At 62.2% G+C, this 21,869-nt stretch carries 19 protein-coding genes; 14 read left to right on the forward strand and 5 right to left on the reverse strand.

Annotation, left to right across the window (positions count from 1 at the left end; all coding sequences use genetic code 11):
* Nucleotides 1-40: 40 nt before the first annotated feature.
* The gene (locus HX613_RS11750) at nucleotides 41-1,354 is read right to left on the reverse strand and encodes an MFS transporter (protein ID WP_235345497.1); all 1,314 of its coding nucleotides are present in this window, start codon (nucleotides 1,352-1,354) and stop codon (nucleotides 41-43) included.
* Nucleotides 1,355-1,439: 85 nt separating this feature from the next.
* Between HX613_RS11750 and HX613_RS23050 the strand changes: the two genes are divergently transcribed.
* The 14 genes from HX613_RS23050 (at nucleotide 1,440) to HX613_RS11815 (ending at nucleotide 18,558) form a co-directional block, all read left to right on the forward strand.
* Nucleotides 1,440-1,991, forward strand: coding sequence for a CGNR zinc finger domain-containing protein (locus tag HX613_RS23050; RefSeq protein WP_442862601.1), 552 nt, complete (start codon nucleotides 1,440-1,442; stop codon nucleotides 1,989-1,991).
* Between the two features lie 208 nt (nucleotides 1,992-2,199).
* A complete protein-coding gene (locus HX613_RS11755; protein ID WP_235345498.1) occupies nucleotides 2,200-3,648 on the forward strand; it encodes an APC family permease in 1,449 nt (482 codons plus the stop codon).
* Nucleotides 3,645-4,559 carry a universal stress protein gene (locus tag HX613_RS11760; RefSeq protein ID WP_235345499.1) on the forward strand — a complete coding sequence of 305 codons (915 nt, stop codon included), beginning with the start codon at nucleotides 3,645-3,647 and terminating at the stop codon, nucleotides 4,557-4,559. The genes HX613_RS11755 and HX613_RS11760 overlap by 4 nt, the downstream gene beginning before the upstream one ends.
* A 280-nt stretch (nucleotides 4,560-4,839) precedes the next feature.
* Nucleotides 4,840-5,691: a fumarylacetoacetate hydrolase family protein gene (locus HX613_RS11765; RefSeq protein WP_235345500.1), complete on the forward strand. Its 852-nt coding sequence runs from the start codon at nucleotides 4,840-4,842 to the stop codon at nucleotides 5,689-5,691.
* Between the two features lie 15 nt (nucleotides 5,692-5,706).
* A complete protein-coding gene (locus tag HX613_RS11770; protein WP_235345501.1) occupies nucleotides 5,707-6,276 on the forward strand; it encodes a hypothetical protein in 570 nt (189 codons plus the stop codon).
* A 418-nt stretch (nucleotides 6,277-6,694) separates the two neighbouring features.
* Nucleotides 6,695-7,942: a CaiB/BaiF CoA transferase family protein gene (locus HX613_RS11775; RefSeq protein ID WP_235345502.1), complete on the forward strand. Its 1,248-nt coding sequence runs from the start codon at nucleotides 6,695-6,697 to the stop codon at nucleotides 7,940-7,942.
* Nucleotides 7,943-8,205: 263 nt separating this feature from the next.
* Nucleotides 8,206-9,126, forward strand: a complete 921-nt coding sequence (locus HX613_RS11780) for a hydroxymethylglutaryl-CoA lyase (protein ID WP_235345503.1) — start codon at nucleotides 8,206-8,208, stop codon at nucleotides 9,124-9,126.
* Nucleotides 9,119-10,372, forward strand: coding sequence for a CaiB/BaiF CoA transferase family protein (locus tag HX613_RS11785; protein WP_235345504.1), 1,254 nt, complete (start codon nucleotides 9,119-9,121; stop codon nucleotides 10,370-10,372). Before HX613_RS11780 ends, HX613_RS11785 begins: the two co-directional genes overlap by 8 nt.
* Nucleotides 10,373-10,438: 66 nt before the next feature.
* Entirely contained in the window at nucleotides 10,439-11,500 is a 1,062-nt protein-coding gene (locus HX613_RS11790) for a Bug family tripartite tricarboxylate transporter substrate binding protein (RefSeq protein WP_235345505.1), read from the forward strand.
* The gene (locus HX613_RS11795; RefSeq protein ID WP_235345506.1) at nucleotides 11,497-12,099 is read left to right on the forward strand and encodes a tripartite tricarboxylate transporter TctB family protein; all 603 of its coding nucleotides are present in this window, start codon (nucleotides 11,497-11,499) and stop codon (nucleotides 12,097-12,099) included. The genes HX613_RS11790 and HX613_RS11795 overlap by 4 nt, the downstream gene beginning before the upstream one ends.
* 9 nt (nucleotides 12,100-12,108) lie before the next feature.
* The gene (locus tag HX613_RS11800) at nucleotides 12,109-13,623 is read left to right on the forward strand and encodes a tripartite tricarboxylate transporter permease (protein ID WP_235345507.1); all 1,515 of its coding nucleotides are present in this window, start codon (nucleotides 12,109-12,111) and stop codon (nucleotides 13,621-13,623) included.
* An 11-nt stretch (nucleotides 13,624-13,634) separates the two neighbouring features.
* Nucleotides 13,635-14,387, forward strand: coding sequence for a helix-turn-helix domain-containing protein (locus HX613_RS11805; protein ID WP_235345508.1), 753 nt, complete (start codon nucleotides 13,635-13,637; stop codon nucleotides 14,385-14,387).
* A 287-nt stretch (nucleotides 14,388-14,674) separates the two neighbouring features.
* Entirely contained in the window at nucleotides 14,675-16,756 is a 2,082-nt protein-coding gene (locus HX613_RS11810) for a hydantoinase/oxoprolinase family protein (protein WP_235345509.1), read from the forward strand.
* Nucleotides 16,753-18,558 carry a hydantoinase B/oxoprolinase family protein gene (locus HX613_RS11815; RefSeq protein WP_235345510.1) on the forward strand — a complete coding sequence of 602 codons (1,806 nt, stop codon included), beginning with the start codon at nucleotides 16,753-16,755 and terminating at the stop codon, nucleotides 18,556-18,558. Before HX613_RS11810 ends, HX613_RS11815 begins: the two co-directional genes overlap by 4 nt.
* An 88-nt stretch (nucleotides 18,559-18,646) precedes the next feature.
* Here HX613_RS11815 and HX613_RS11820 read toward each other — a convergent pair whose 3' ends face one another.
* From HX613_RS11820 to HX613_RS11835, 4 genes are read right to left on the reverse strand one after another with little or no spacing between them, the layout of a single operon-like run.
* Nucleotides 18,647-19,339, reverse strand: coding sequence for a FadR/GntR family transcriptional regulator (locus tag HX613_RS11820; RefSeq protein ID WP_268826804.1), 693 nt, complete (start codon nucleotides 19,337-19,339; stop codon nucleotides 18,647-18,649).
* Nucleotide 19,340: 1 nt separating this feature from the next.
* The gene (locus HX613_RS22685) at nucleotides 19,341-19,658 is read right to left on the reverse strand and encodes an acyl-CoA dehydrogenase family protein (protein ID WP_328284955.1); all 318 of its coding nucleotides are present in this window, start codon (nucleotides 19,656-19,658) and stop codon (nucleotides 19,341-19,343) included.
* On the reverse strand, nucleotides 19,634-20,449 hold the full coding sequence (locus tag HX613_RS11830) for an HpcH/HpaI aldolase/citrate lyase family protein (RefSeq protein ID WP_235345512.1): 816 nt from the start codon (nucleotides 20,447-20,449) through the stop codon (nucleotides 19,634-19,636). Before HX613_RS11830 ends, HX613_RS22685 begins: the two co-directional genes overlap by 25 nt.
* A gap of 33 nt (nucleotides 20,450-20,482) precedes the next feature.
* Nucleotides 20,483-21,856, reverse strand: coding sequence for an MmgE/PrpD family protein (locus HX613_RS11835; protein WP_235345513.1), 1,374 nt, complete (start codon nucleotides 21,854-21,856; stop codon nucleotides 20,483-20,485).
* Nucleotides 21,857-21,869 lie beyond the last annotated feature (13 nt).

Consider the following 21,869-nt stretch of genomic DNA (forward strand, 5'->3'; position numbering starts at 1 on the left):
AACCTCCATCCTGTATTCAACCGCCGGGTTGATTAATAAGTTAGCCCTCCGCATCCTCGTTGTCAACCTTATGATTGAATAACATTTCTCCGGGTGCCGGAGCGGCCGCCTCGTCCATGCGAGACCTGAGTGTGGGCATTCTGATGGCGAACCAGGTGGAGATCCCTGCCGCGAGCGCGCTCTCGATCCAAAACATCGAGGTCAGCCCCAAGGGTCCGACTCCCATCGCGGCAAGTGTGGCGCCCAGGGGGAGTGCTCCCCAGCTGATGACGCGGGAAGCAGAGTAGACCCTGCCGATGAGGTGCAGTGGAGTCGACTTTTGGCGGACGACGGCGACGATGATCCGCCACACGGTCGAACCACTGCCGGCGAGCACGATTCCGGCTGCCACGACTGCCAGGGGTGCATTGAGTGCGGCTGGGAGGACGAGGCCGATCGTACCGATCGTGTCGATGAAGAGCAGTGACGTGGGCGAGATTCTGGTCTGAAGTCGTTCGGTGAGCATCGACGCGATGATGCCTCCGAGTGCCATTGTGGTCAGCAGCAGTCCGTAGCCGGCGGGATCTAGGCCGAGGGGACCTGGGGCGACGGCGTGCAACACGAAGGTCGCCGTCCAAGCGCCCCAGATTACGCTCATTGCTGCCGTCATGAGCGTCAACTCTCGCTGGAGACGATGTCGCCAGAGGAGCCGGATGCCGTCGCGAACTCGAATCTCTGCGCGGCCCTTTCCGGCTGAGTTGTCGATTTCGGCTGCGGCAGGGATTCCCGTGGTGAAGTACTCGGAGTGGGAGCGTCGCATTGAATGCATGAGGCCGAGTGCCGCGACTCCGGCCAGGAGGTAAAGTGCCGCACCGGTGGTGGCGGCAAGTAGACCGGCACTTCCGACGAGTAGTCCGGCGAGCGGCGGTCCGGCGAGTTGATTGTTGATGTTGACAGTGGCCTCGATCCTTGCGTTGGCGCCGACGAGGCGATTGCGACTGACCGTGCGTGGGATGCCTGCGATGAGTGCGGTGTCGACCAGGGTCTCGGCGAACCCGAAGATGAGAGCTGAGGCGAGCGTCACGACAAGTACCCCGGTCTCGAATGCGATGGACAGGCTCAGTCCGATAAGCGCTAGCGTCCTCGCGCTGTTGACGAGCGCGAGTAGGCGGTGAGGAGGGATCTTGTCGACGACCCACCCTGCATGAAGGCCCGCTATCGGCCACGCGATGGTCGCCGCGGTGGTGACCAGGGCAACCTCGCTCGGCTGGCCACCTGCGGCGATTGAGATAAGGGGGAGCGCGGTGATGATGATTCCATCGCCGAGGTTGGCCAAGCCCGCACTGGCCCACAGCCACCGGAACATCGCATTCATTATAACCACCTAAATAGTTGTTACTGGTAAAGTCTTACCCTGAGGACTTGACCTGTCAAGAGTCATTAGGTGGTAAAATCAGAATATGGAGTTCGAACATGTGGGCAACGCACTGTGCCTTGAGCTGAGCAATTCGGTCCCCGACCGGAGCGAAGATTCAGGGGAACGTGACTGGTTGCGCTCGTCGAATGTGGCTGCAGAGTGGGTGGAGTCCCTGGGGCTGACGATGGCGCGGGGTGCGTCGGCCGATGACCGTGCTGCGTTGAAGGGCTTGCGGGAATCCATCTTCACGGTGTTCACTGCTTTGGCCGATGGTTCGCAACCGGACGACCGTGAGCTGCAGTCGATCACGGAAGCGCACGCCGAGGGTCTGAGGCGATACGGTTACACATCGCTGGGAGATCGTATTGTGAGGAAATGGCCTCAACAATGGGACGACTCGGCACTGCTTGCTGTCTTCGCGGACTCCGCAATAACGGAACTGACTGGTGAGCGCTTGGATCGAATCAGGTCCTGCCCGAGCTGTGCATGGCTGTTCTTTGATACGTCGCGCAACCGGAGCCGGCGGTGGTGTTCGATGCAGACCTGCGGTGGCAGAGACAAAGCGCTCAGGCACTATCGGAAACAGCGAAGCTGACGCTAACACGCGGCCGATCTTGTTGTGCTTATGACATCATGCGAGCCGCGATTGTCTTGCGCAGGGGACACAGCGCGCATCTCGAAGTCTCGGCAACGGTGTCGGTATTGTCGTAAAGTCGCCACTAGCAATGAGTGCAGTGTTGCGAGCGGGGTCTTCGCGCTCGTGGTATTGCCTGCACCACGACGACGACGTCTGGGGAACGACAATGGCAACTTTGCGACAGCAGCTGTTCCGAGTGAAACCGGTCCCACAGCAGGGCGAGGAGAAGGAGAGCGATCTCAAGCGCACGATCGGGCTGTTTTCACTGACCATGATCGGCGTCGGATCGACCATCGGCACCGGCATCTTCTTCATTCTGTCGGAATCCGTGCCCGTCGCCGGGCCCGCCGTCATCTGGTCCTTCGTCATCGCCGGCCTCGTCGCCGGCCTCGCGGTCATCTGCTATGCGGAGTTGGCCGGCAGCGTGCCCGTGTCCGGTTCCTCCTATTCCTACGCCTATGCCACGCTCGGCGAGCTGCCGGCGATGGGCGTCGCGGCCTGTCTGCTCCTCGAATACGGCGTCGCGGGAGCCGCGGTCGCCGTGGGCTGGTCGCAGTACGTCAACCAACTGCTGTTCAACATCTTCGGGTTCGAAATCCCGCACGCCCTGGCCTACGCCCCAGAAGAGGGCGGGATCGTCAACCTGCCCGCGATTCTGCTGTTGGCCATGTGCTGCTTCCTCCTGGTGCGCGGGACGGGCGAATCGGTCGTCATCAACACCGTCATGGTGTGCACGAAGATCGGCGTGCTCCTGTTCTTCGTCTGCGTGGGAGTCACCGGCTGGAACGTCGACAACTTCGCCGACTTCGCGCCCTTCGGATTCTCCGGAGTGGTGGCAGGCTCCGGTCTGATCTTCTTCAGCTACGTCGGCATGGACGCCGTGGCTACGGCCGGCGATGAGACGAAGAACCCGAAGAGGACCATGCCCCGGGCGCTCATCGCCGCTCTCATCATCGTCACCACTGTCTACGTGCTGGTGGCCGTCGCCGCCCTGTCTGCTCAGCCCTGGCAGGAGTTCGAAGGACAGACCGCCGGGCTGTCGGCGATTCTCGAGAACATCGTCGGCGCCCAGTGGCCCGGCACCGTTGTCGCCGCCGGTGCCGTGATCTCGATCTTCTCCGTCACCCTCGTCTCGATCTACGGCCAGACCCGCATCCTGTTCACGATGTCGCGCGATGGGATGATGCCCAAGCTCTTCGGCGAGGTCAATCCTCGCACGCTCACCCCGGTCAAGGGCACGATCGTCGTGACCGTGGTCATCGCCATCCTGGCCGGCTTCATCCCACTGAACTTCCTGGCCGAGATGACGAGCATCGGCACCCTCGTCGCCTTCGTCGTCGTCTCCCTGGCCGTCATCATCCTGCGCGTGCGCGAACCCAACCTCGAGCGCGGCTTCAAGGTGCCCTTCTACCCGGTCCTGCCGGTGCTCGCGATCATCGGCTGCCTGTGGATCATCAGCAACCTGCAGCCCATCACGATCGTCGTCTTCCTCATCTGGACCGCGGTCGTCCTCGGGCTGTACTTGATCTTCGGTCGCAAGAATTCGGTGCTCGGCAAGCAGCGAGCAGCACATGACAGCATTGACGGAACTGGTTCCACAGGAGGGACGCAATGAGCATCGTCGTCGGCATCGCACCAGGACAGGACAACCGACCAGCAGTTGAGTTGGGAATCGTGCTCGCCCGGTCCTACGGGCACCGGCTCGTCGCAGCGGCCATCGATTCCGCCGCCTGGCCGATGAGCCCCGTGCTTTTCGAAAGCGAATACCAGAAGAAACTCCGCAGCGTCGCCGAGGCTGCCCTGGACGAGGTTCGGGTGCTCCTTCCCGATGACATTGAGTCCGAATGCCTCATCCACAGTGCCCGTTCATCGCGACGTGGACTGCTTGAGATGTGCCAGAAGGAGAACGCCTTCCGCCTCGTCGTCGGCCCCGCGGACGATGGGAAGCCGGGGCGGATCGCGCTGGGGTCCGTCTCCACCGGACTGCTGCACAGTGCCGGCCTGCCGGTGGCACTGGCCCCGGTCGGATACCGGGCCGCACCGGGCGCTCGCCTGCGGAGGATCACTGCCGCATACAGCGGTTCGTCCACCTCGGCGGATCTCATCCTCGGGGCCGCAGTGGTCTCTGCCGAGTCTGGCGTCCCCTTCCGCATCGCCTCGTTCGCTCCCCGATCGAGGGTGATCTCAGCGGCCGGCGTGGGACTCGACGTCGAATCCAGCGTCATCGACGAATGGGCCAACGTGATCCGGAGAGACACCGACGAGATACTGTGCTCGATCGATCATCTCCACATCAAACCCGGCGAGACCGACGTGGCCATCGGGACAGGACCCGACTGGGCCAGTGCGCTGACTGCAGTGGAGTGGGAAGATCCCGAAGCCATGATGCTCGGCTCCTCCGGTCTCGGTGCGATCAAGCGCGTATCGCTGGGCAGTCACGCCATGCGGATCCTGCAGCACTCCCCAGTGCCCATCGTCGTCGTCCCCCGGAGGGCAAAATCCGACTACACGGCAGCGGTCGTCTGACGGTCGGGGAGTAGTGCGCCCTCTGTCTGCGCACCGATATTGAGTGGTCTGAGTCAGGATAGACCGGTTGCAACCTATCTATCCTGACTCAGGCTGTATGTGTTTGGCGCGTGGAGCGCCTGGCCCGAGGCGTGTACATCAGCGACAAAGAATCCGTCCAATACTTGAACGATTCCAACTTAGGATGCGAGACGTCGCTACCGTGGTTCCACAGGTTTACATAGCGCGTCCGTCCAACGACGGCCGGATGCGGGAGCCTGGCGAACAAGGAAGGAACCGTATGGAATTGCTGCGTTTGGGCCCCATCGGCCACGAGATCCCGGTAGTGCGTGACGACGACGTCCACTACGATCTGCGCCCCCTGACCACCGACATTAACCCAGAGTTCTTCGCCGAGGACGGCATCGGCAGGGTGCGCACCGCACTGGACGAAGGCAGCCTCGAACCCCTCGATGGAGCGGAGGGCCTGCGCATCGGAGCGCCCGTCGCTCGCCCCTCGGCAGTGGTGTGCGTGGGTATGAATTACGCGGCGCATGCTCGAGAGGCTGGGGCGGAGCCGCCGGAGGCGCCCGTCGTCTTCTTCAAGATGCCATCGACGATTGCCGGCCCCTACGACCGACTTGAGCTGCCGCCCTACGCCACGAAGGCCGACTGGGAGGTCGAGTTGGGACTGGTCATCGGCACCCGGGCGTTCAGGGTCGCCTCGGCTGAGGAAGCATATTCGCACGTGGCCGGCTATGTGCTGGCCAACGACCTGTCCGAACGCAGGTTCCAGATCGAGGAATCCGGCGGCCAGTGGTCGAAGGGGAAGAACCTTCCCGGCTTCACTCCACTGGGTCCCTGGATCAGGCCCGCCGCCGAGGTGGACCCCGGGTCCCTGCAGCTGCGCAGCTGGGTCAATGGCGAGGTTCGTCAGGATTCGTCGACGAGCGACCTGATCTTCGACGTCGGGCAGATCATCTATCAGCTCAGCCAGACGATGCCCTTCGAGCCCGGAGACGTGATCCTGACCGGCACACCTCAGGGCGTGGCGATGTCGGGGAAGTTCCCGTTCTTGACCGATGGCGATGTCGTTGAGATGGAGATCGACGGCCTCGGTCGCCACCGCCAGGCGGTGGCCGTCACGCAGTGACGACAGCCTAGAAGCATGAAAGAGGGGCGGCACTCCCGATCGGGAGTACCGCCCCTCTTCAGTTACTGCGTAAAGCTGTGGGGATCAGCGCTGCTGGTCGAAGCCGCCCTGTTCCTGGCCGCCTTCGTTTCCGCCACCGAAGCCGCCCTGCTGCTGGCCACCCTGCTCGTTGTCGCCGCCGAAGCCGCCACCCTGCTGGCCGCCGCCACCCTGGTTGCCTTCGTTGCCGCCGAAGCCGCCCTGTTCCTGGCCACCGGACTGCTGTCCGCCCTGGCCGCCTTCGTTGCCGCCGCCGAAGCCGCCGGACTGCTGGCCTCCCTGGGACTGGCCGCTCTGCTCGTTGCCGCCGCCGAAGCCGCCCTGCTCGGACTGCTGTCCGCCCTGGCCGCCTTCGCTGCGCTCGTTGTCGCCGCCGCCGAAGCCGCCCTGGTCGCCACCCTGCTGCTGGTTACCCTGCTGCTGGCCGCCGCCGAAGCCGCCGCCCTGCTGCTCCTGGTCGCCGCCGCCGAAGCCGCCGCCCTGCTGCTCCTGGTCGCCGCCGCCGAAGTTCTCGTTGTCCTGTCCAAAGTTTTCCGACATGTTTAGCTCCTTGGTTGGTGGCATACGGCCGCGTCTTGCGGCTTGGTTGCCAGTCTTAAACATCAACAGTCCTGCCACAAGGGGGAACAAGGGAAATTGCGTGAAATTGGCTCAAGTCTCAGAGGCTGTTCATTTCCCGCCGATCTTCACAGGAAGCTCGGAGATAACCGTCGCGGTGAATGACGTTTCAACAAGATAGGGTCATCGATTCCACCTCCCGTCAGTCCTCCCGTCACTACTCCCCGTCAGTGGATGGACGCTGGATTCGTCGACCCGAGGGCGTCCTGAATTTCGAAATGTCGCTGTTGATCTTGCTGACCTGGCACCATTGCAGAAAGACAGAAACCGGAACAGACCGGTACGGCATCGACCGGCGCAGTCCGGTAGACAGATCCGAGCCCGATCGACGAACAGGAGCATCGACATGACAGCACGTCGTCTTCCACTCAGCGGTGTGCGAGTCCTCGAACTCGGCAACTACATCGCGGCACCCACCACCGGGCGCATGCTTGCCGACTTCGGTGCAGAGGTCATCAAGATCGAGCGCCCCGGCACGGGTGACGAGCTCCGCAACTGGCGCCTCAAGCAGGGCACCACCTCAATGCTCTACCGGACCATCAACCGCAACAAGAAGTCCGTCGTCCTCGACCTTCGCTCAGAGGAAGGCAGGGCCTCGGCTCTCGAGCTCGTGCGTCGCAGCGACATCGTGCTGGAGAACTTCCGCCCCGGAACCATCGAGAAGTGGGGTCTCGGACCCGATGTCCTCGAAGAAGCCAACCCCGACATCATCCTCGTGCGCATCTCCGCCTTCGGCCAGACCGGGCCCATGTCCGAGCGTCCCGGATTCGCCGCCGTCGCCGAAGGCTATTCCGGATTCCGCGAACTCGTCGGCGACCCCGACCGGCCGCCGGTGCGCGTGGGCATCTCGATCGGCGACTCCATCGCCGGTATGCAGGCCGCATTCGGTGCGGTGATGATGCTCTTCGATCGACAGCGCCAGAAGATCGCCGGTGCCGCCGAGGCTGTTACCGGCTCCGATCACAGCTTCGAAGGCAGGGCGTCCCTGGCCGATCGCACCGTCGACGTCGCACTGAACGAAGCCATGTTCTCCGTCATGGAATCCCTCGTCCCCGACTACTCCGCATTCGGTGAGACGCGCACTCGCACCGGCGGCCGGATGGAGGGCATCGCCCCGTCGAACGGCTACCTCTGCGCCGGCGGAAAATCCGTGGTCATCGCCGGCAACGGCGACGGAATCTACAAGCGACTCATGGAGGCCGTTGACCGTCCGGACCTGGGCGAGGATCCCGATCTGCAGACCAACGCCGGTCGCTGGGATCGGCGTGAGGAACTCGACGAAGCCATCGGCGCCTGGTGTGCGAAGCGCGATGTCACCGAGGTTGTCGACAGTTTGGAGACCGCCGGAGTTCCCGCCGGGCCGATCTACACCGCAGAGGATCTTGTGGCCGACGAGCAGCTCGCCGCACGCGGCATGATCCAACATCTCGATGTCTCGACCGGTGAAGAGACGCTGCCCGACGTGGCCTTCCCGGGAATCACCCCGGTCATCGGCGGCTCCTCGATCCCGATCGACCACCTCGGCCCGGACCTGGGTGAGCACACCGACGAGGTGCTCGAGCAGCTCGGCGGACAGCTGCCCGAGCGCGACTGAACAAACACGACAGCATTGGGCGGCGCCTCAAGCCGGAACCGAGCACCCACGTCCGAACTGTCGAGATCCTTCGTCCCATTTAATGGGAGTGATTGTCTTCACTTCTTTGCCGCTTCTCATATAGCGAGCATTTCGCGTCCGCGCTCACCGCAGGGATGTGGGGAACGGCTATGTTGGGTGCAGACGGCAACACGCAAAGGAGCGTGGTGCCGCTCTCGTCCCGGTCTCCGGGAATGAGGCAGATCAATGAAGGAGCTCTCACCATGGTTCGGCCAACATCGGTCACGATTCTCGACACCACGCTGCGTGACGGTCTGCAGATCGAAGACGCCATCGTGCCCACCGACGCCAAGGTCGCTCTGGGCCAGCAGCTCATCGCCGCGGGGCTGAAGGAGATCGAGGTCGGATCGTTCGTCAATCCGAAGAAGGTCCCGCAGATGGCCGACACCGGCGAGGTCCTGCAGCGCCTCCAGCCGTATGAGGCCGAGGGCATCGACTTCTTCACCCTGGTGTTCAACCTCAAGGGCGCCCAACGCGCCGTCGACGCCGGAGCGAAGAACATCAAGCTCGTCCTCTCCGCCTCCGAGGGCCATTCCCAGGCGAACTCCGATGCCCCGATCGCCCAGGCCACGCAGCGTCTCCTCGAGGCCGCGACCTTCGCCCGTGACAACGGTGTGCGCTTCGACATCACCACCGCGGTCAGCTTCATCTGCCCCTTCGACGGCATCACCGACGCCGGCCACCTCGTCGAGGTTCTGCGTCCCTTCGTCGAAGCCGGGGCACACGGCATCGGGGTCGCCGACACGATCGGAAACGCCAACCCATCGTTGGTGTCCAGGAACACCTCGGCGGTCTTGGAGGCCTTCCCGGACAGACCGGTGAGCCTGCATCTGCACGACACGTACAACTTCGGAATGGCCAATGTCATCGCGGCCCTCGACCTGGGAATCTCGAATTTCGATGCGGCCATGGGCGGCCTGGGCGGCTGTCCCTTTGCCCCGGGTGCGGCCGGCAACATCGGCACCGACGACCTTGTTCACCTCCTGCACCGTGAAGGCGTGGCCACCGGAGTCGACGTTGACGCTCTCTCGGCAGTCAGGGAACCGCTGACGGCAGCGGTCGGCCACGAGCTGACGTCGAGTCTGTCTGCGATCCCCGCTGTTCCGGCGGCCTACCATGCTTGAGCAGGGCGAATCCTCGACCGTGGGCGCGGAGGAACTGCCGCTGGCGGGCATCCGCGTCATCGAGTTCTCCCATATGGTCATGGGTCCCAGCTGCGGGATGATCCTCGCCGATCTGGGCGCCGAGGTGATCAAGGTCGAACCGCGCGGCGCCGGGGACAAGACCCGTTACCTGCCCGGCTCGGGGTCCGGGCTGTTCCCCGCCTTCAACCGCAACAAGCAGTCCGTCCAGCTCGACATCGCCGAGGCGGCCGACCGTGACGTCGCTCTGTCCCTCATCGATTCCGCCGATGTTCTCCTCGAGAACTTTCGGGTCGGGAAGATGGAATACATGGGCTACGGCTACGAGGAACTCGCCAAGCGCAATCCGCGCCTCATCTACTGCTCGCTCAAGGGGTTCCTGGCCGGACCCTACGGCCAGCGCACCGCCCTCGACGAGGTTGTGCAGATGCTCGGCGGCCTTGCCTATATGACCGGCCCGCCCGGACAGCCGCTGCGCGCCGGAGCCAGCGTCAACGACATCATGGGCGGAATGTTCGGGGTCATCGGCGTGCTCTCGGCACTGCGCGTGCGTGAACGCACAGGCGAGGGACAGGTCATCAACTCCGCCCTGTTCGAGAACAACGCCTTCCTCGTCGGCACACACATGGCCCAGGCTCAACTCAGCGGGGAACCGCTGCGTCCGATGCCCACTCGTCGAGCCACCTGGGCCGTCTACGACATCTTCCGCGACAGGCACGATGACCAGATCTTCGTCGCAGCCGTCAGCGATGGTCAATGGCATGACCTCTGCGACGAGTTCGACCTGACACAGCTGGCCGGTGATCAGGACCTCGAGACGAACCAGGGACGCGTCGATCAACGCGATCGCATCCACCGCGAGCTGCAGGCAGCCTTGTCCCAGCTCGACCTCGCTCAGATCGAGGAGAAGTGCACCCGGCGCGGACTGCCGGTCGCCCCGGTGAATACCCCCGCCGACCTCACCACCGACGCCCACCTCGTCGCCTCCGGGGCTCTGGCCAGCACCGGCCTGCCCAGCGGAGACCAAGTCGATGTTCCCCTGCTGCCGCTGACCTTCGGCGGTCGGCGATTGGGGCTGCGCAGCGATGTGCCCACACCCGGTGAGCACAACACCCGCTACCGGGATGGTCCAGCCGAAGCCTCGGCGCGGGAGGCCGGCCTCGAGTCGGATCCGAGAGTCGAACCCGTCGACGCCGATGTCGGCGAATCGAAGACACAGTCTCAGTAACACCCCGGGACCACCGGCACAGACAATCCACAACAGCAGATATCAGTTGCATTCGAAGGAGAAGCAATGCGGTCAACGGCGATCACAGGACAAGGACGGGCCACCTCGGCGAGTCGGAAGAATCGGGCGGTGAAGCCCGCACTCACAGTCGGTGCGGTGCTTGCCTCACTGGCACTCGTCGCCACGGGGTGCGGTAACAAGGCACAGGCGCCGGGGGAGGGCAGCGACTACCCGAAGGGCCCGGTCACGGTCAACGTCCCATCTGAACCCGGCTCCGGGTGGGACACCACCGCGCGTGCCCTGGTGGAAGCTCTGCAGAAGGAGAAGATCGTCTCCTCACCGCTGCCGGTCCAGAACAAGCCCGGCGGTACGGGCTGCATGTGGATGACATCGATGATGCAGCAGGAGAAGGGCAAGGACGACCAGATCGCGATCACCTCGCTGGCCAGCCAGACGATGAAGGCTCGCGGACTCTGCGAATTCGGCCCTGCGGACACCACCCTCATCGCCACCATGTACGTTGAGGACTTCATGGTCGTCTCCCCGGACAAGGGTGACATCAAATCGGTCGAGGACCTGGTCAAGGCGCTGAAGAAGGACCCACAGAAGGTCACTGTGGCCGCATCCGGCGATGACACGCTGCCGTTCGCACTGTTCGCCAAGGAAGCCGGAGTCGACCCGGCCGATATCAACTTCGTCAACTACGAAGGCGGCGGCGAGCAGACCACCGCCATGCTCAATGGTGATGCGAAGGTCGCCGTCGCCGGGCTGAGCGAGTTCCGCTCCGTGCTGGAATCCGGTGACATCAAACCACTTGTGACCTTCGCAAAGGAGCCGCTGCAGGCCCCATACGACTCGGTTCCCACGGCTGCGGATTCCGGTTACGACGTGACCCTTGGCAACTGGCGCGGAGTCTACGGCCCGGCCGACATGCCACAGGAAGCCGTCGACTACTGGGCCAAGATGCTTGAAGAGGTCAGCGAGACGAAGACCTGGAAGGACACCTTGGACAAGAACCAGTGGGCGCCCGAATTCCTCACCGGCGAGGAAGCCAAGAAGTATGCCGAAGACACAGCCGCCACCGTTGAGGAGGGCGTCAAAGAGACCGATCTGGGCAACAGCAAATGAGCACGCTGACTCCGGCACTGAGGGGTGATGTCATCACCGGCATCGCCGTCACGCTCGTGGGCGCGGTCTACTACACTGCGACCTTCTGGATCCAGGGCACGAAGAACATCGTCACGCCGGCGACCTTCCCCGCGATCGTGGGCATCGCGCTCATCGTGCTCGGCCTCTTCCTTCTCGGACAGGCTCTGTACCGGAGTCGGAAGCTCGCCGAGGTGGTCCCAGCTGGGGCCGCCTCGGCTGGCAGTGCCTCGGTCAGCGGCGGGGCCGCCTCTGCTGGCATCGCCAACGGCGAGGCCAGCACTGACGCGTCCGAGGGGGTGGTGGACGTCGAGCCTGAGGGCATCGTCATCGATGCTCCCGATGAACCGAAGTCGAAGCAGGTCGTGCTGCAGTTCGCGCTCTTCTTCATCTACCTCGGAATCCTCATCCCGGTCGGCTTCCTGCTCGCCACGGCGGCCTTCCTGATGACGATGACCAGCATCTATGCCCCGCACCGATGGGTACGCAACCTCATCTTCTCGGTACTCTTCGCCGTCATCATCTACGTCGCATTCGTCTACGGGCTGGGCGTGTACCTGCCCGTCGGAATCCTGGGATAGGGGGCGGGCATGGACACACTCATCGATCTGGGCGGCGGCTTCGCCTCGGCACTCGAACCCTTAAGCCTCGCTTTCGCCCTCCTCGGCGTCTTGTTGGGCACCGTCGTCGGCGTGCTGCCGGGCATCGGCCCGATCTCTGCCATCGCCATTCTCATCCCGGTGTCCTTCGGGATGGAGCCGGTGCACGGCCTCATCCTGCTCTGCGGCATCTACTACGGGTCCATGTACGGCGGCTCGATCACCGCCACACTCATCAAAACCCCTGGTGAGGTCGCCAGTGCGGTGACCGCCATCGAAGGCTATGAAATGGCTCGCCGAGGTCGGGGCAAGGCCGCGCTCGCGACCGCCGCAATCGGATCCTTCCTCGCCGGGACCCTGGCGATCATCGGGCTGACGTTCCTGTCTCCCGTGCTCGTGAAGCTGGCGAACGTCTTCGGCTCCACCGAATACTTCCTGCTCATGGCCACAGCACTCCTGCTGGCCTCGACGATGTCGTCCGGCTCGCGGGCGAAGGCCCTGATCTCGATCTTCATCGGCCTGGCCGTCGGCCTCGTCGGTCTCGACTTCCAGACGGGCCTGCCGCGCCAGACCTTCGGCATGAGCCTGCTCTCCGACGGCATCGACTTCACGATCTTCGCCATGGCCCTCTTCGCCATCCCCGAGGCGATCCGCAACCTCGCATCGGGGCGCGGAGCCAAAGACGTGATTCAGAGCTTCGGAGACGACAAATGGATGACGAAGCAGGACTGGCAGCGCTCGGCCATGCCCTGGGCCCGCGGCTCGGTGCTCGGCTTCATCATCGGCATCCTGCCCGGAGTCGGCCCGTCCCTGGCCTCGTTCATGTCCTACATCATGGAGAAGCGGATCTCGAAGCGGAAGTCCGAGTTCGGCCACGGTGCCATCGAAGGCGTCGCCGGTCCCGAGGCCGCGAACAACGCCGGAGTCGGCGGTGCCATGATTCCGCTCTTCAGCCTCGGCATCCCGGGATCGGCGACCACGGCCCTGCTGCTCTTCGTCTTCACCATGTACGGACTGCAGCCGGGACCGCTGATCTTCCGCGACGAGTCGGGCCTGATCTGGACGATCATCGCCAGCATGTACATCGGCAACGTGGCCCTGATCATCCTCAACCTGCCGCTCGTGGGTGTCTTCGTCAAACTGCTGAAGATGCCCAAGGAGATCCTGTTCTCCTCAATCCTCGTCCTCGTGGCCATCGGCGCCTACGCGATCGAATTCAGCCTGTTCGGACTGATGCTGCTCGGCATCTTCGGCGTCATCGGCTATCTCATGGACAAGGGCGGAATCCCACTGGCACCGTCCATCCTGGCCCTCGTCCTGGTGCCGCTGCTGGAGGACAACTTCCGGCGCATGCTCCAGATCTCGGGCGGATCGTTCATGCCGTTGCTGACCCGACCAGTGTCACTGTCGATCATCGTGCTCATGATCCTGGGCATCGTCGGACCCATCATCTTCCGCTGGTGGGTGCGCCGCCGCCAGCTGTTGGCCGATGTGAGCGTGGCATGAAAGAGAACCCCATGACTGATAACTCCTCGACCACTGGCAGCTCCGAGGTCTCTTCCGTTGCGTCTGCCTCGTCTGGTGGCACCGCCTCGTCGAAGGAGATCGGCGTCATCGACCGCAGTGCCGCGATCCTCACAGCACTGCAGGACTCACCGATGACCGCCGCCGAGGTGTGCCGTCGTCTGGGGTATTCGAAGTCCACGACCTACCGGCTGCTGGCAGATCTGCGCACTCACCGCTTCATCGTCCGCGACAACAACGGGCTGCTGCGCCTGGGGCCGTTCCCGGGCAGACGCAGCATCGCAACGACGAACTCGGTGCTCGAGCATCTGCGAACTCTGACCAGTGAGTCGGTGCAGCTGTGGGTCCGTGTCGGTGAGGACCGGGTGTGCGTGCGCAACGTCGAAGCCGACCACGAACTCCGCGTCTCCCGCAGCGTCGGCACCGTCCTCTCTCTCGTCGACGGCGGCTCTGCCGCACTGGCGTTGTGCGGCCCGGGCAACCCACAGGAGTTCTACGCCACGAAACAGGCACGGGTGAAGGGAACCGCCTCGGCGAGCGTGGCCTTCACTGTCGGAGGAGCCATCCTCGCACTGTGCGTGTCCTACCCGCTGACCCGGGAGCCGGACAATGTCGCCGGCGCCTACCGGACCGTGCTGGGTCAGGCCGCGGTCGAGCTCAAAGGGCTGCTCGATGACAGTGAGGAGCTGGCCGTTCTGCGCGACATCGCGCGGTTGGCGCTGGGTGCGAAGAAGAAGGAAAGCTGAGAAGGACTCATCTTCTGTCTTTTTCGGCCGAGGCGTCTCGGGTGCTGTAAAGGGTAATGGGGCCTTTCCACCCGGTGAGTGCCAGAAGCAGAGGATTCCTTCCCGTTAGTTAAACATCAGCTATTTAGAGTCATGGCGAGCCGAAATTGTCGAACTCCTTGATTGAATCGAAGGATTCTGGGTCTGTTCAGCCTAAAAGATCTGATGTATATTCGGTAGCGTGAGGCACACCACAAAGCAGTGGCAGGCAATATTCTGGCCCTGCCCCACCCTACGAATGGACTTCCATGAAGCGACTCGGAGTTGACGTCGGCGGAACTTTCACTGATTTGGTTCTGTGGGACGACGACGGCACAATTACAATTCACAAGACGCCCTCAACCAACGAAGACCCTTCCGTTGGCACTATGGACGGTATCGAGAGACTTGCGCAGAAAGCGGAGGTTGAACCGGCAAGCATTGAGATGTTCTTCCACGGAACAACCGTGGCGACGAATATCGTTCTTGAGCACAACGGCGATGACGTCGGACTGATCACTACAGAGGGTTTTCGCGACATTCTCCACATCGCGAGGAAGAAGCGACCTCTCAACTATTCGAATTATCAGGAACTTCCCTGGCAGAAATGGCAACTCGTGCCACGCCGGAACAGGCGCACAGTTCCAGAACGCATCGATGCCTCCGGGACGATTCTCGCCCAGCTCGATGAAGGCGCCGTTCGAAACGAGGTTCGACTCCTGCGCGAGCGCGGTGTTGCCGCAATCGCCGTCGCATTTCTGCATGCCTACCGAAACCCTGTCCATGAGCAGCGGGTGAAAGCGATCATCGAGGAGGAATTTCCTGATGCATTCATCTCGCTGTCAAGCGAAGTAGCCAGCCAGTATCGCGAATACGAACGCTTCTCAACGACGGCTCTCAACGCGTTCGTCGGACCGAAGACTTCGAACTACATTGCCCGCCTTGTCGATAAGGCATCCGCGGCTGGCGTGAGCGACGACGTGCATCTGATGACCTCGGCAGGCGGCCTGGTCACGGCAAGGAGCGCGCGGGAGACGCCAGTCTCTCTGCTGACGAGCGGAGTCGTAGCAGGACTCATCGGTGGATGCGCGATCGGAAAAGCCTCCGGGTACCCAAGCGTCATCACTCTGGATGTCGGTGGGACATCGGCCGACGTCGGCGTTGCACCGGATGGGCGGTTGCGCATGAAGCACCTGCTCGATACACAGATCGGTGACTACCACGCCATGGTTCCGATGGCCGAGGTCGATACGATCGGCGCAGGTGGCGGGTCCATTGCATCAATCGATGAGGGCGGCATGTTCCATGTCGGTCCCCGCAGCGCCGGAGCGATACCAGGCCCGGCATGCTTCGGTCGCGGTGGCTCTGATCCGACATCAACGGATGCGATGGTAGTCCTTGGGTGGCTCCGTGAGGAGAGCTTCCTGTCGGGTTCCATGACTGTCCAACCTGCTCTAGCAGAAGAGGCTGTAAGAGAACAGATCGCTGAACGCCTCGGTTCGAGCCTGGAGAAGGCAGCCATGGGCATTTTCACTGTGCTCGCACATTCGATGACCGAAGCCATCGGGCTGCACTCCGTGAGAAAAGGCTACGATCCACGTGACTTCTCGCTCGTCGCGGAAGGCGGTGCGGGACCACTCTTCGCTTGGCACATTGCGAAGCAGCTCGGGATTCCCCGCATCATTGTGCCTACCTACCCGGGGATAACTTCAGCAGTCGGACTTTTGGCGACCGACATCAGGTACGAAGTGCCGACCACGGTGTGGACCTCGTCCGACGATGCAGACATTGAATTGCTTGCACATGAAGTCGAGCGATTGTCCGCAGATGCCGTTGCTCAGCTCAAGAGGGACGGAATGCCTGAAGAGCAGATCAGTCTGGAACGCAGCGTTGATTGCCGATACGTCGGTCAGGGCTATGAATTGCGAGTCGAAGCTCCAGATGGTGAAGTCGACGTGGATTGGGTGAAGGCAGTGTCGGAGGCATTTCACGAACTGCACGGGCGCATGTACTCTCAGCGCTTCGATGAAAAACCTGTTCAGCTCGTCAACGTGCGAGTCACCGGTGTTGGAGCCGTGCCTCAGATCGAGCTTCCTCGAATCGCAGTCGGGACTGCCGATGCTGGTGTGGCCTTGATCACAACGACACGGGCGCTCATGTGGACAGACGATACCGCCGAGCCCGAATGGACCGATACACGTGTCTATTCTCGCGAGCTGCTTCAAGCGGGCAACGTCTTCACCGGGCCAGCCATCGTCGAACAGTTCGACTCGACGACCATCGTCGGTATCGGCCAGCGAGCAACGGTGGACGAGCTCGGGCACATCATCATCGAAAGGAGCGAGGTATGAGCAAGGTTGCAATGCCGAAGACGGGAGTCTCACTGGCGCCCGAAGCACAGCGTAACTGGAACACAGTCGAGGTCGATCCCATCACCTTGAGAGTGATCGGCGGAGCTCTCGACTCCATGGCAAAGGAGATGGCGCAGGTCCTCTACCGCATGGCGTACTCGAGTCTCATTCGTGAGTCCGAGGACCTGGGTGCCGGGATCTTCGATGTCAGCGGCAGAGAATTGTGCGAATCTGATTCGACACCGATGCACTGTGGATCCATCCCTGCCTATATCAAGGGGATCAATCGCAAGCTTGCCGGCACGTACAAGCCGGGTGACGTCATCTTGCACAATCATCCCTATCACGGGGCTGCGCACTCACCTGACTATGGGATCATCATTCCGATCTTCTGGAACGAACAGCACATTGGTTTTGCTGGGTGCACGGGACATGTCTCCGATATCGGCGGCAACTTCCCCGGTCTCTGCATGGATGTCGTGGATGTCTGGGCTGAGGGGAAGCTCATGGACTCCATGAAGATATACGACGGCGGCGTCCGCAACGATATGCTCATTCAGCACATCCTGGACAATGTTCGGACACCGGAGCAGAATCGCGGAGATCTTGAAGCGCTGGTGTCATGCGCTCGCATCGGCGAGAAGAGATATCTCGAGCTCCTCGAGTCCTACGGTCTCGACACCGTCATGAGCGCAAGCGAGATGTGGATGGACTACTCCGAAACCATGTTGCGCAACAAGATCAGAGAGCTGCCGGACGGCAGCTATGAAGCGCCGATCGGCTATTTGGACGACGATGGTAAGAACAGGGGCGTGCCCATCAAGGTGGCGGTTCGTGTCGAGATCGACGACGATGAGGTGCTCATCGACCTCACTGGTTCGAACGAGCAGGTGCCGACAGCCTTCAACGTTCCCTTCGAAGGATCGGTATTGCCGGTCGCTGTCAGTGCCATTCGGACAATACTCCTCGATGAGGTGACCACCACAGAATACGTTCCACAGAATGATGGCTGTTTCAGGCCGGTGAGAGCATATGCTCCGGAAGGCACTATCTTCAATCCCGACTTTCCCGCCTCGTGCTTCGCCAGATTCTCTCAGGTCAACCGCGTCTTCGACTCGATCAATCTGGCATTGGCGCCGATCCTGCCCGACCATGCCATTGCCGGATCGTCGTCGGCGCTGTGTGCCATCGCCTATTCGGGGGTGGCCGAGGACGGCGAAAGCTACTGGGTGTACATCGAGATCAACGAAGGTTCGTATGGTGGTCGCAACGGTCGAGACGGAATGGATGCTGTCGACGCTCTGATGGCTAATACGCGGAACAACCCGATCGAAGAACTCGAGCTCAACCACGCCATGAGAGCCGAACGCTACGAACTTCGCGATGAATCGCCTGCCCCGGGCCGTTGGCGCGGTGGCATCGGCAGCGTGAGGCGATGGCTGATGATGACTGACACATTCCTCGGTTCAGAAGCTGACAATCGAAGCGATCCGCCAGCCGGGGCACTTGGCGGAGCCAGTGGAGTCTCAGGCTCATTCGTGCGCAACCCGGGCACCGATCGCGAAGAAGTGCTTCACTCGAAAGTCACGCAGGAGGTCGTCAATGCTGGAGACACCTTGGAGATCAGAATGCCATCGGGAGGTGGATTCGGCAATCCATTCGAGCGGGACCCATTCGCCGTGCTGCATGACGTGTGGGATGAATATCTGAGCGCAGAGGAAGCCAGCCGCGACTACGGAGTCGTTGTTGACACCGAGAACTGGGTCGTCGACGATGAAGCAACTGCAGTTCTTCGGTCCTGATCACAGGGTCTGCTAATCCAGCTGCGCGAACTCAACCTCGTCGCCGCCGCGAACTCACACTCGTGGCGGCGGCGAGGTTTCGCGCTTCTCAGGGCCTGTCGAAGCTCTGGTAGTAAGCGGAAACCGTGTCGAGGTGCCGGCGCATGAGCGTCATCGCAGCCATCGAGTCCCGATCGACTATTGCCTCAAAGAGCGCCGAATGGTCGTGACTGACCGTGGTGCCGATGTTTGCAGCGGCATTGGCATCTCCGACGACGTTCTGCAGAGCGTTGAAGAGGGGAATTGTGACGACCTCGAGCAGAGGATTGTGCGAAGCTTCAACGATCTGCTGGTGGAAGGTCGAGTGGCTGGAGAATGACGACTCCTCGCTGCGCAGGCTCGGATCCGAATTCCTCAGCCTTTCGAGGTCCTCATCCGTCCTACGGGAGGCTGCGAAGCCGACCGCGGGAACCTCAGTGATGTGCCGGATCTCCATGAGATTATCGATCGAGATCGAATCGGCAGACGCCAGCAAGGTGACTCCGATCTCCAGCTGCGAACCCAAATGGCCGACGGTGGGGATCGTGACGAATGTTCCCCCATTGACTCCCCGCACGCTTCGGACCAGGTGCTCGCTCGATAACGTCCGCAGGGCTTCACGGATCGTGCTCTGCCCGACAGAAAAAGTCTCCCGAAGCTGCCCATCTGAGGGCAACCGTGACCCAGGGCTGAACGTGCCATCTAAAATCTGGCGTCGCAGCTCGGCTGCAACCACCGAGTAGGCGGTTCTCGATTCGACCATGTCAGGCCGGAACAATCGTCGTCATATCAGTCCACGTCCTTGTCATTATCCTGGCTCTTAGCACGTCGATGTCGGCGATGATGAATTCAATCCCCTGGAACTCGGCAATCCGATGACCAAACTGTTCCTGCTCCTTCAGATATCCGATCGCAGAGTTCAAGGCACCCTGGGCGACCCCGACAGCCTGTAATGCCATCGTAATGCGAGTATGGTCAAGATTCCGCACAGCGGTCTTCAGGCCGTGTCCTTGGCACCGAGGCCGAACCCGGGGCCACCGTCCTCGCCGACGAACGCTCAGCCGCCGTGAGCTAGGAGCAATTCGGCACGGCGGATGATGACTTCATCGACGAGCTCGCCGTTGAGGACGAAGGCCCCTGTGCTGCGCGATCGGGCTTCGGACATGACCGACCGCGCCCAGTCGAGATCTTGCGCAGTTGGTGCGAACGCCAAGCGGATGGGGTCGATTTGCCGGGGATGAATGGCCAGCTTTCCATCGAATCCCTGGGCTGCTGCGGCATCAGCCTCCCCCCGCAGCCCGAAATCATCGTCGACAGCAGTGTGAACCGAGTCGATGACTAAGCGTCCATACGCGCGTGCGGCGTAGAGGACTCGAGTCCTCGCATAGGCGATGGGGTCGGAAGCGGGCACAGTCGAATTCTCCGTGCTCCGGGTCCGCAGATTCAGCGCCAGGTCCGCCGAGCCGAGAGCTAATGCACCGACTTGCTGATGTGCGGCGATCCGGTCGACCTCGATCACGCCCCTTGCTGTCTCAATAAGGGCGATGACCTCAAGCCCGGTCAGTGATTCGAATGGATGGTCCGCCTCTGCCATCGGAATCATGACTCGTGTGATGGCGCACTCTCGGACAGCGTCGAGGTCGGGGGCCGCGAGGGTCGTTCCGAAGCCATTGATGCGAACGCAGACTCGTTCGGGATCGAGGGTCGAAGAGAGCAGCAGTTCCCGCGCTGAGTCCTTGTCCTCGGGTCGCACGGCGTCCTCAAGGTCAATGATCGTCAGGTCGGCAGCCGCGATCGCCTTTCCATAGCGCTCAGGTCTGTCCGCTGGAACGAAGAGCCAGCCAGGGCCCGCAGCTGTTACTGATGTGGTCATTTCGGCGTCTTCGCGTCTGTGGTCTCGGCGTGATCAGCCACAGAAGCCGCCGATGATCTCTGTCGCCGGTCGACTGCCCTGTGCTTCGGTGATCGCCGATTGAATTCTGCCTGCTCTTTCGGCACCGACAACGGGCAGGGCGCAATCGGAGAACTTCACAGCCACCTCGGCGTTGGTCAACGGTCGTGATTCATGACCGCGATTGATCTTCTCGGACTCGTGCAGAGTCGTTCCGTCTTTGAGGGTGACGGCGAGATCTCCGGAGAAGGCCTTCGGGTACAGACTGGCATCATCGTGTTCGATCGTGAGCAGAGCCGCGGCCGCGAGGACGTCCTTCTCGCCGCGCGCTGACTCAGTGAGCTCGTCGAATGTGATCTTTCCATGGCGCAGGGCCGCGGCAGTGAGGAAGGGCAGACTGAACTTCGCGTCGTACTCGCCTCGTGGTCGCAGTTTGTCTTCGACAGGCTCACACACGACCCTTGCCGGCACCTCGTGGATCCTCGCTGTCATGCGTTCGATCTGGGAGTACTTGAAGGCAGGATCTTCGCGCAGACGCAGGGCGATGTCGATGAAGGAATGTGTGAAATGGCAGGTCGGGAACGGTTTGACCGCAACGTTGTCGACTTCCCATACCTCGCCGAGGTTGTCGAAGAGTTCCGGACCCGGTGCTTCGCTGTCCTGGATGTGGGTGCGGTAGAGACCGAAACGTCCTTCATAGATTCCGGTCGGGCCGTCGAAGCCGGCGGCCGCCAGGCTCACTGCATGCAAGCCGGCGTTGGCCGCCCAGCCTGGGTGGAGGCGTTTCGTTCCAGATCCTTCGTCGAGGAATTGGAGCACTCCAGAGGAGAACGATCCGACGATGCCCTGAGCGGCGACGAGTTGCTCGGCGGTGAGCTTGTGGATGATCCCCGCGCCGATCGCTGAGCCGTAGGCGCCGAGCACTCCGGTGGGGTGGAACCCTTTGTCGTGGAACCGTCCGTCGGCCGCCATTCCCAGGCGGGCGTTGACCTCGATGGCGAGGATGTAGCCGAGCAGCACGTCGTCGAACGTGATCGACTCATTGCCTGCACTTGCACTGATGACAGCTGCCAGCGATGACGCGCTGACATGGGAGACGGCAGCGATATGCGTATCGTCGAAGTCGTGCCCGTGGATCATTAGTCCATTGGCGATGGCAGCGCCGGACTTGGACAGGGTTTCAGTTCGACCGATGACGGGGACTTCACCGGGATCCAAGCGTGAGAGTCCGTCCAGGGTAACCTCGGCGAAATCGGTTGTGCTTGCCGCGATGCCGACGCCGATCGAGTCGAGCATGAGGTGACGAGCACGCAGTTTCACCGCTTCGGGGATATCCGCAATGGTGATGGACGAGACCTTGGTTGCAATTGTTTCTGAAATGCTTGGCATGATGTCTCCTGAA

Source organism: Brevibacterium sp. UCMA 11754 (genome assembly GCF_021532275.1).
Taxonomy (GTDB): Bacteria; Actinomycetota; Actinomycetes; order Actinomycetales; family Brevibacteriaceae; genus Brevibacterium.

Excerpts from the sequence above, each read along its gene's own strand:
- HX613_RS11750 (WP_235345497.1), bottom strand. The coding sequence starts at position 1,354 with ATGAATGCGATGTTCCGGTGGCTGTGGGCCAGTGCGGGCTTGGCCAAC.
- HX613_RS23050 (WP_442862601.1), top strand. The coding sequence starts at position 1,440 with ATGGAGTTCGAACATGTGGGCAACGCACTGTGCCTTGAGCTGAGCAAT.
- HX613_RS11755 (WP_235345498.1), top strand. The coding sequence starts at position 2,200 with ATGGCAACTTTGCGACAGCAGCTGTTCCGAGTGAAACCGGTCCCACAG.
- HX613_RS11760 (WP_235345499.1), top strand. The coding sequence starts at position 3,645 with ATGAGCATCGTCGTCGGCATCGCACCAGGACAGGACAACCGACCAGCA.
- HX613_RS11765 (WP_235345500.1), top strand. The coding sequence starts at position 4,840 with ATGGAATTGCTGCGTTTGGGCCCCATCGGCCACGAGATCCCGGTAGTG.
- HX613_RS11770 (WP_235345501.1), top strand. The coding sequence starts at position 5,707 with ATGAAAGAGGGGCGGCACTCCCGATCGGGAGTACCGCCCCTCTTCAGT.
- HX613_RS11775 (WP_235345502.1), top strand. The coding sequence starts at position 6,695 with ATGACAGCACGTCGTCTTCCACTCAGCGGTGTGCGAGTCCTCGAACTC.
- HX613_RS11780 (WP_235345503.1), top strand. The coding sequence starts at position 8,206 with ATGGTTCGGCCAACATCGGTCACGATTCTCGACACCACGCTGCGTGAC.
- HX613_RS11785 (WP_235345504.1), top strand. The coding sequence starts at position 9,119 with ATGCTTGAGCAGGGCGAATCCTCGACCGTGGGCGCGGAGGAACTGCCG.
- HX613_RS11790 (WP_235345505.1), top strand. The coding sequence starts at position 10,439 with ATGCGGTCAACGGCGATCACAGGACAAGGACGGGCCACCTCGGCGAGT.
- HX613_RS11795 (WP_235345506.1), top strand. The coding sequence starts at position 11,497 with ATGAGCACGCTGACTCCGGCACTGAGGGGTGATGTCATCACCGGCATC.
- HX613_RS11800 (WP_235345507.1), top strand. The coding sequence starts at position 12,109 with ATGGACACACTCATCGATCTGGGCGGCGGCTTCGCCTCGGCACTCGAA.
- HX613_RS11805 (WP_235345508.1), top strand. The coding sequence starts at position 13,635 with ATGACTGATAACTCCTCGACCACTGGCAGCTCCGAGGTCTCTTCCGTT.
- HX613_RS11810 (WP_235345509.1), top strand. The coding sequence starts at position 14,675 with ATGAAGCGACTCGGAGTTGACGTCGGCGGAACTTTCACTGATTTGGTT.
- HX613_RS11815 (WP_235345510.1), top strand. The coding sequence starts at position 16,753 with ATGAGCAAGGTTGCAATGCCGAAGACGGGAGTCTCACTGGCGCCCGAA.
- HX613_RS11820 (WP_268826804.1), bottom strand. The coding sequence starts at position 19,339 with ATGGTCGAATCGAGAACCGCCTACTCGGTGGTTGCAGCCGAGCTGCGA.
- HX613_RS11830 (WP_235345512.1), bottom strand. The coding sequence starts at position 20,449 with ATGACCACATCAGTAACAGCTGCGGGCCCTGGCTGGCTCTTCGTTCCA.
- HX613_RS11835 (WP_235345513.1), bottom strand. The coding sequence starts at position 21,856 with ATGCCAAGCATTTCAGAAACAATTGCAACCAAGGTCTCGTCCATCACC.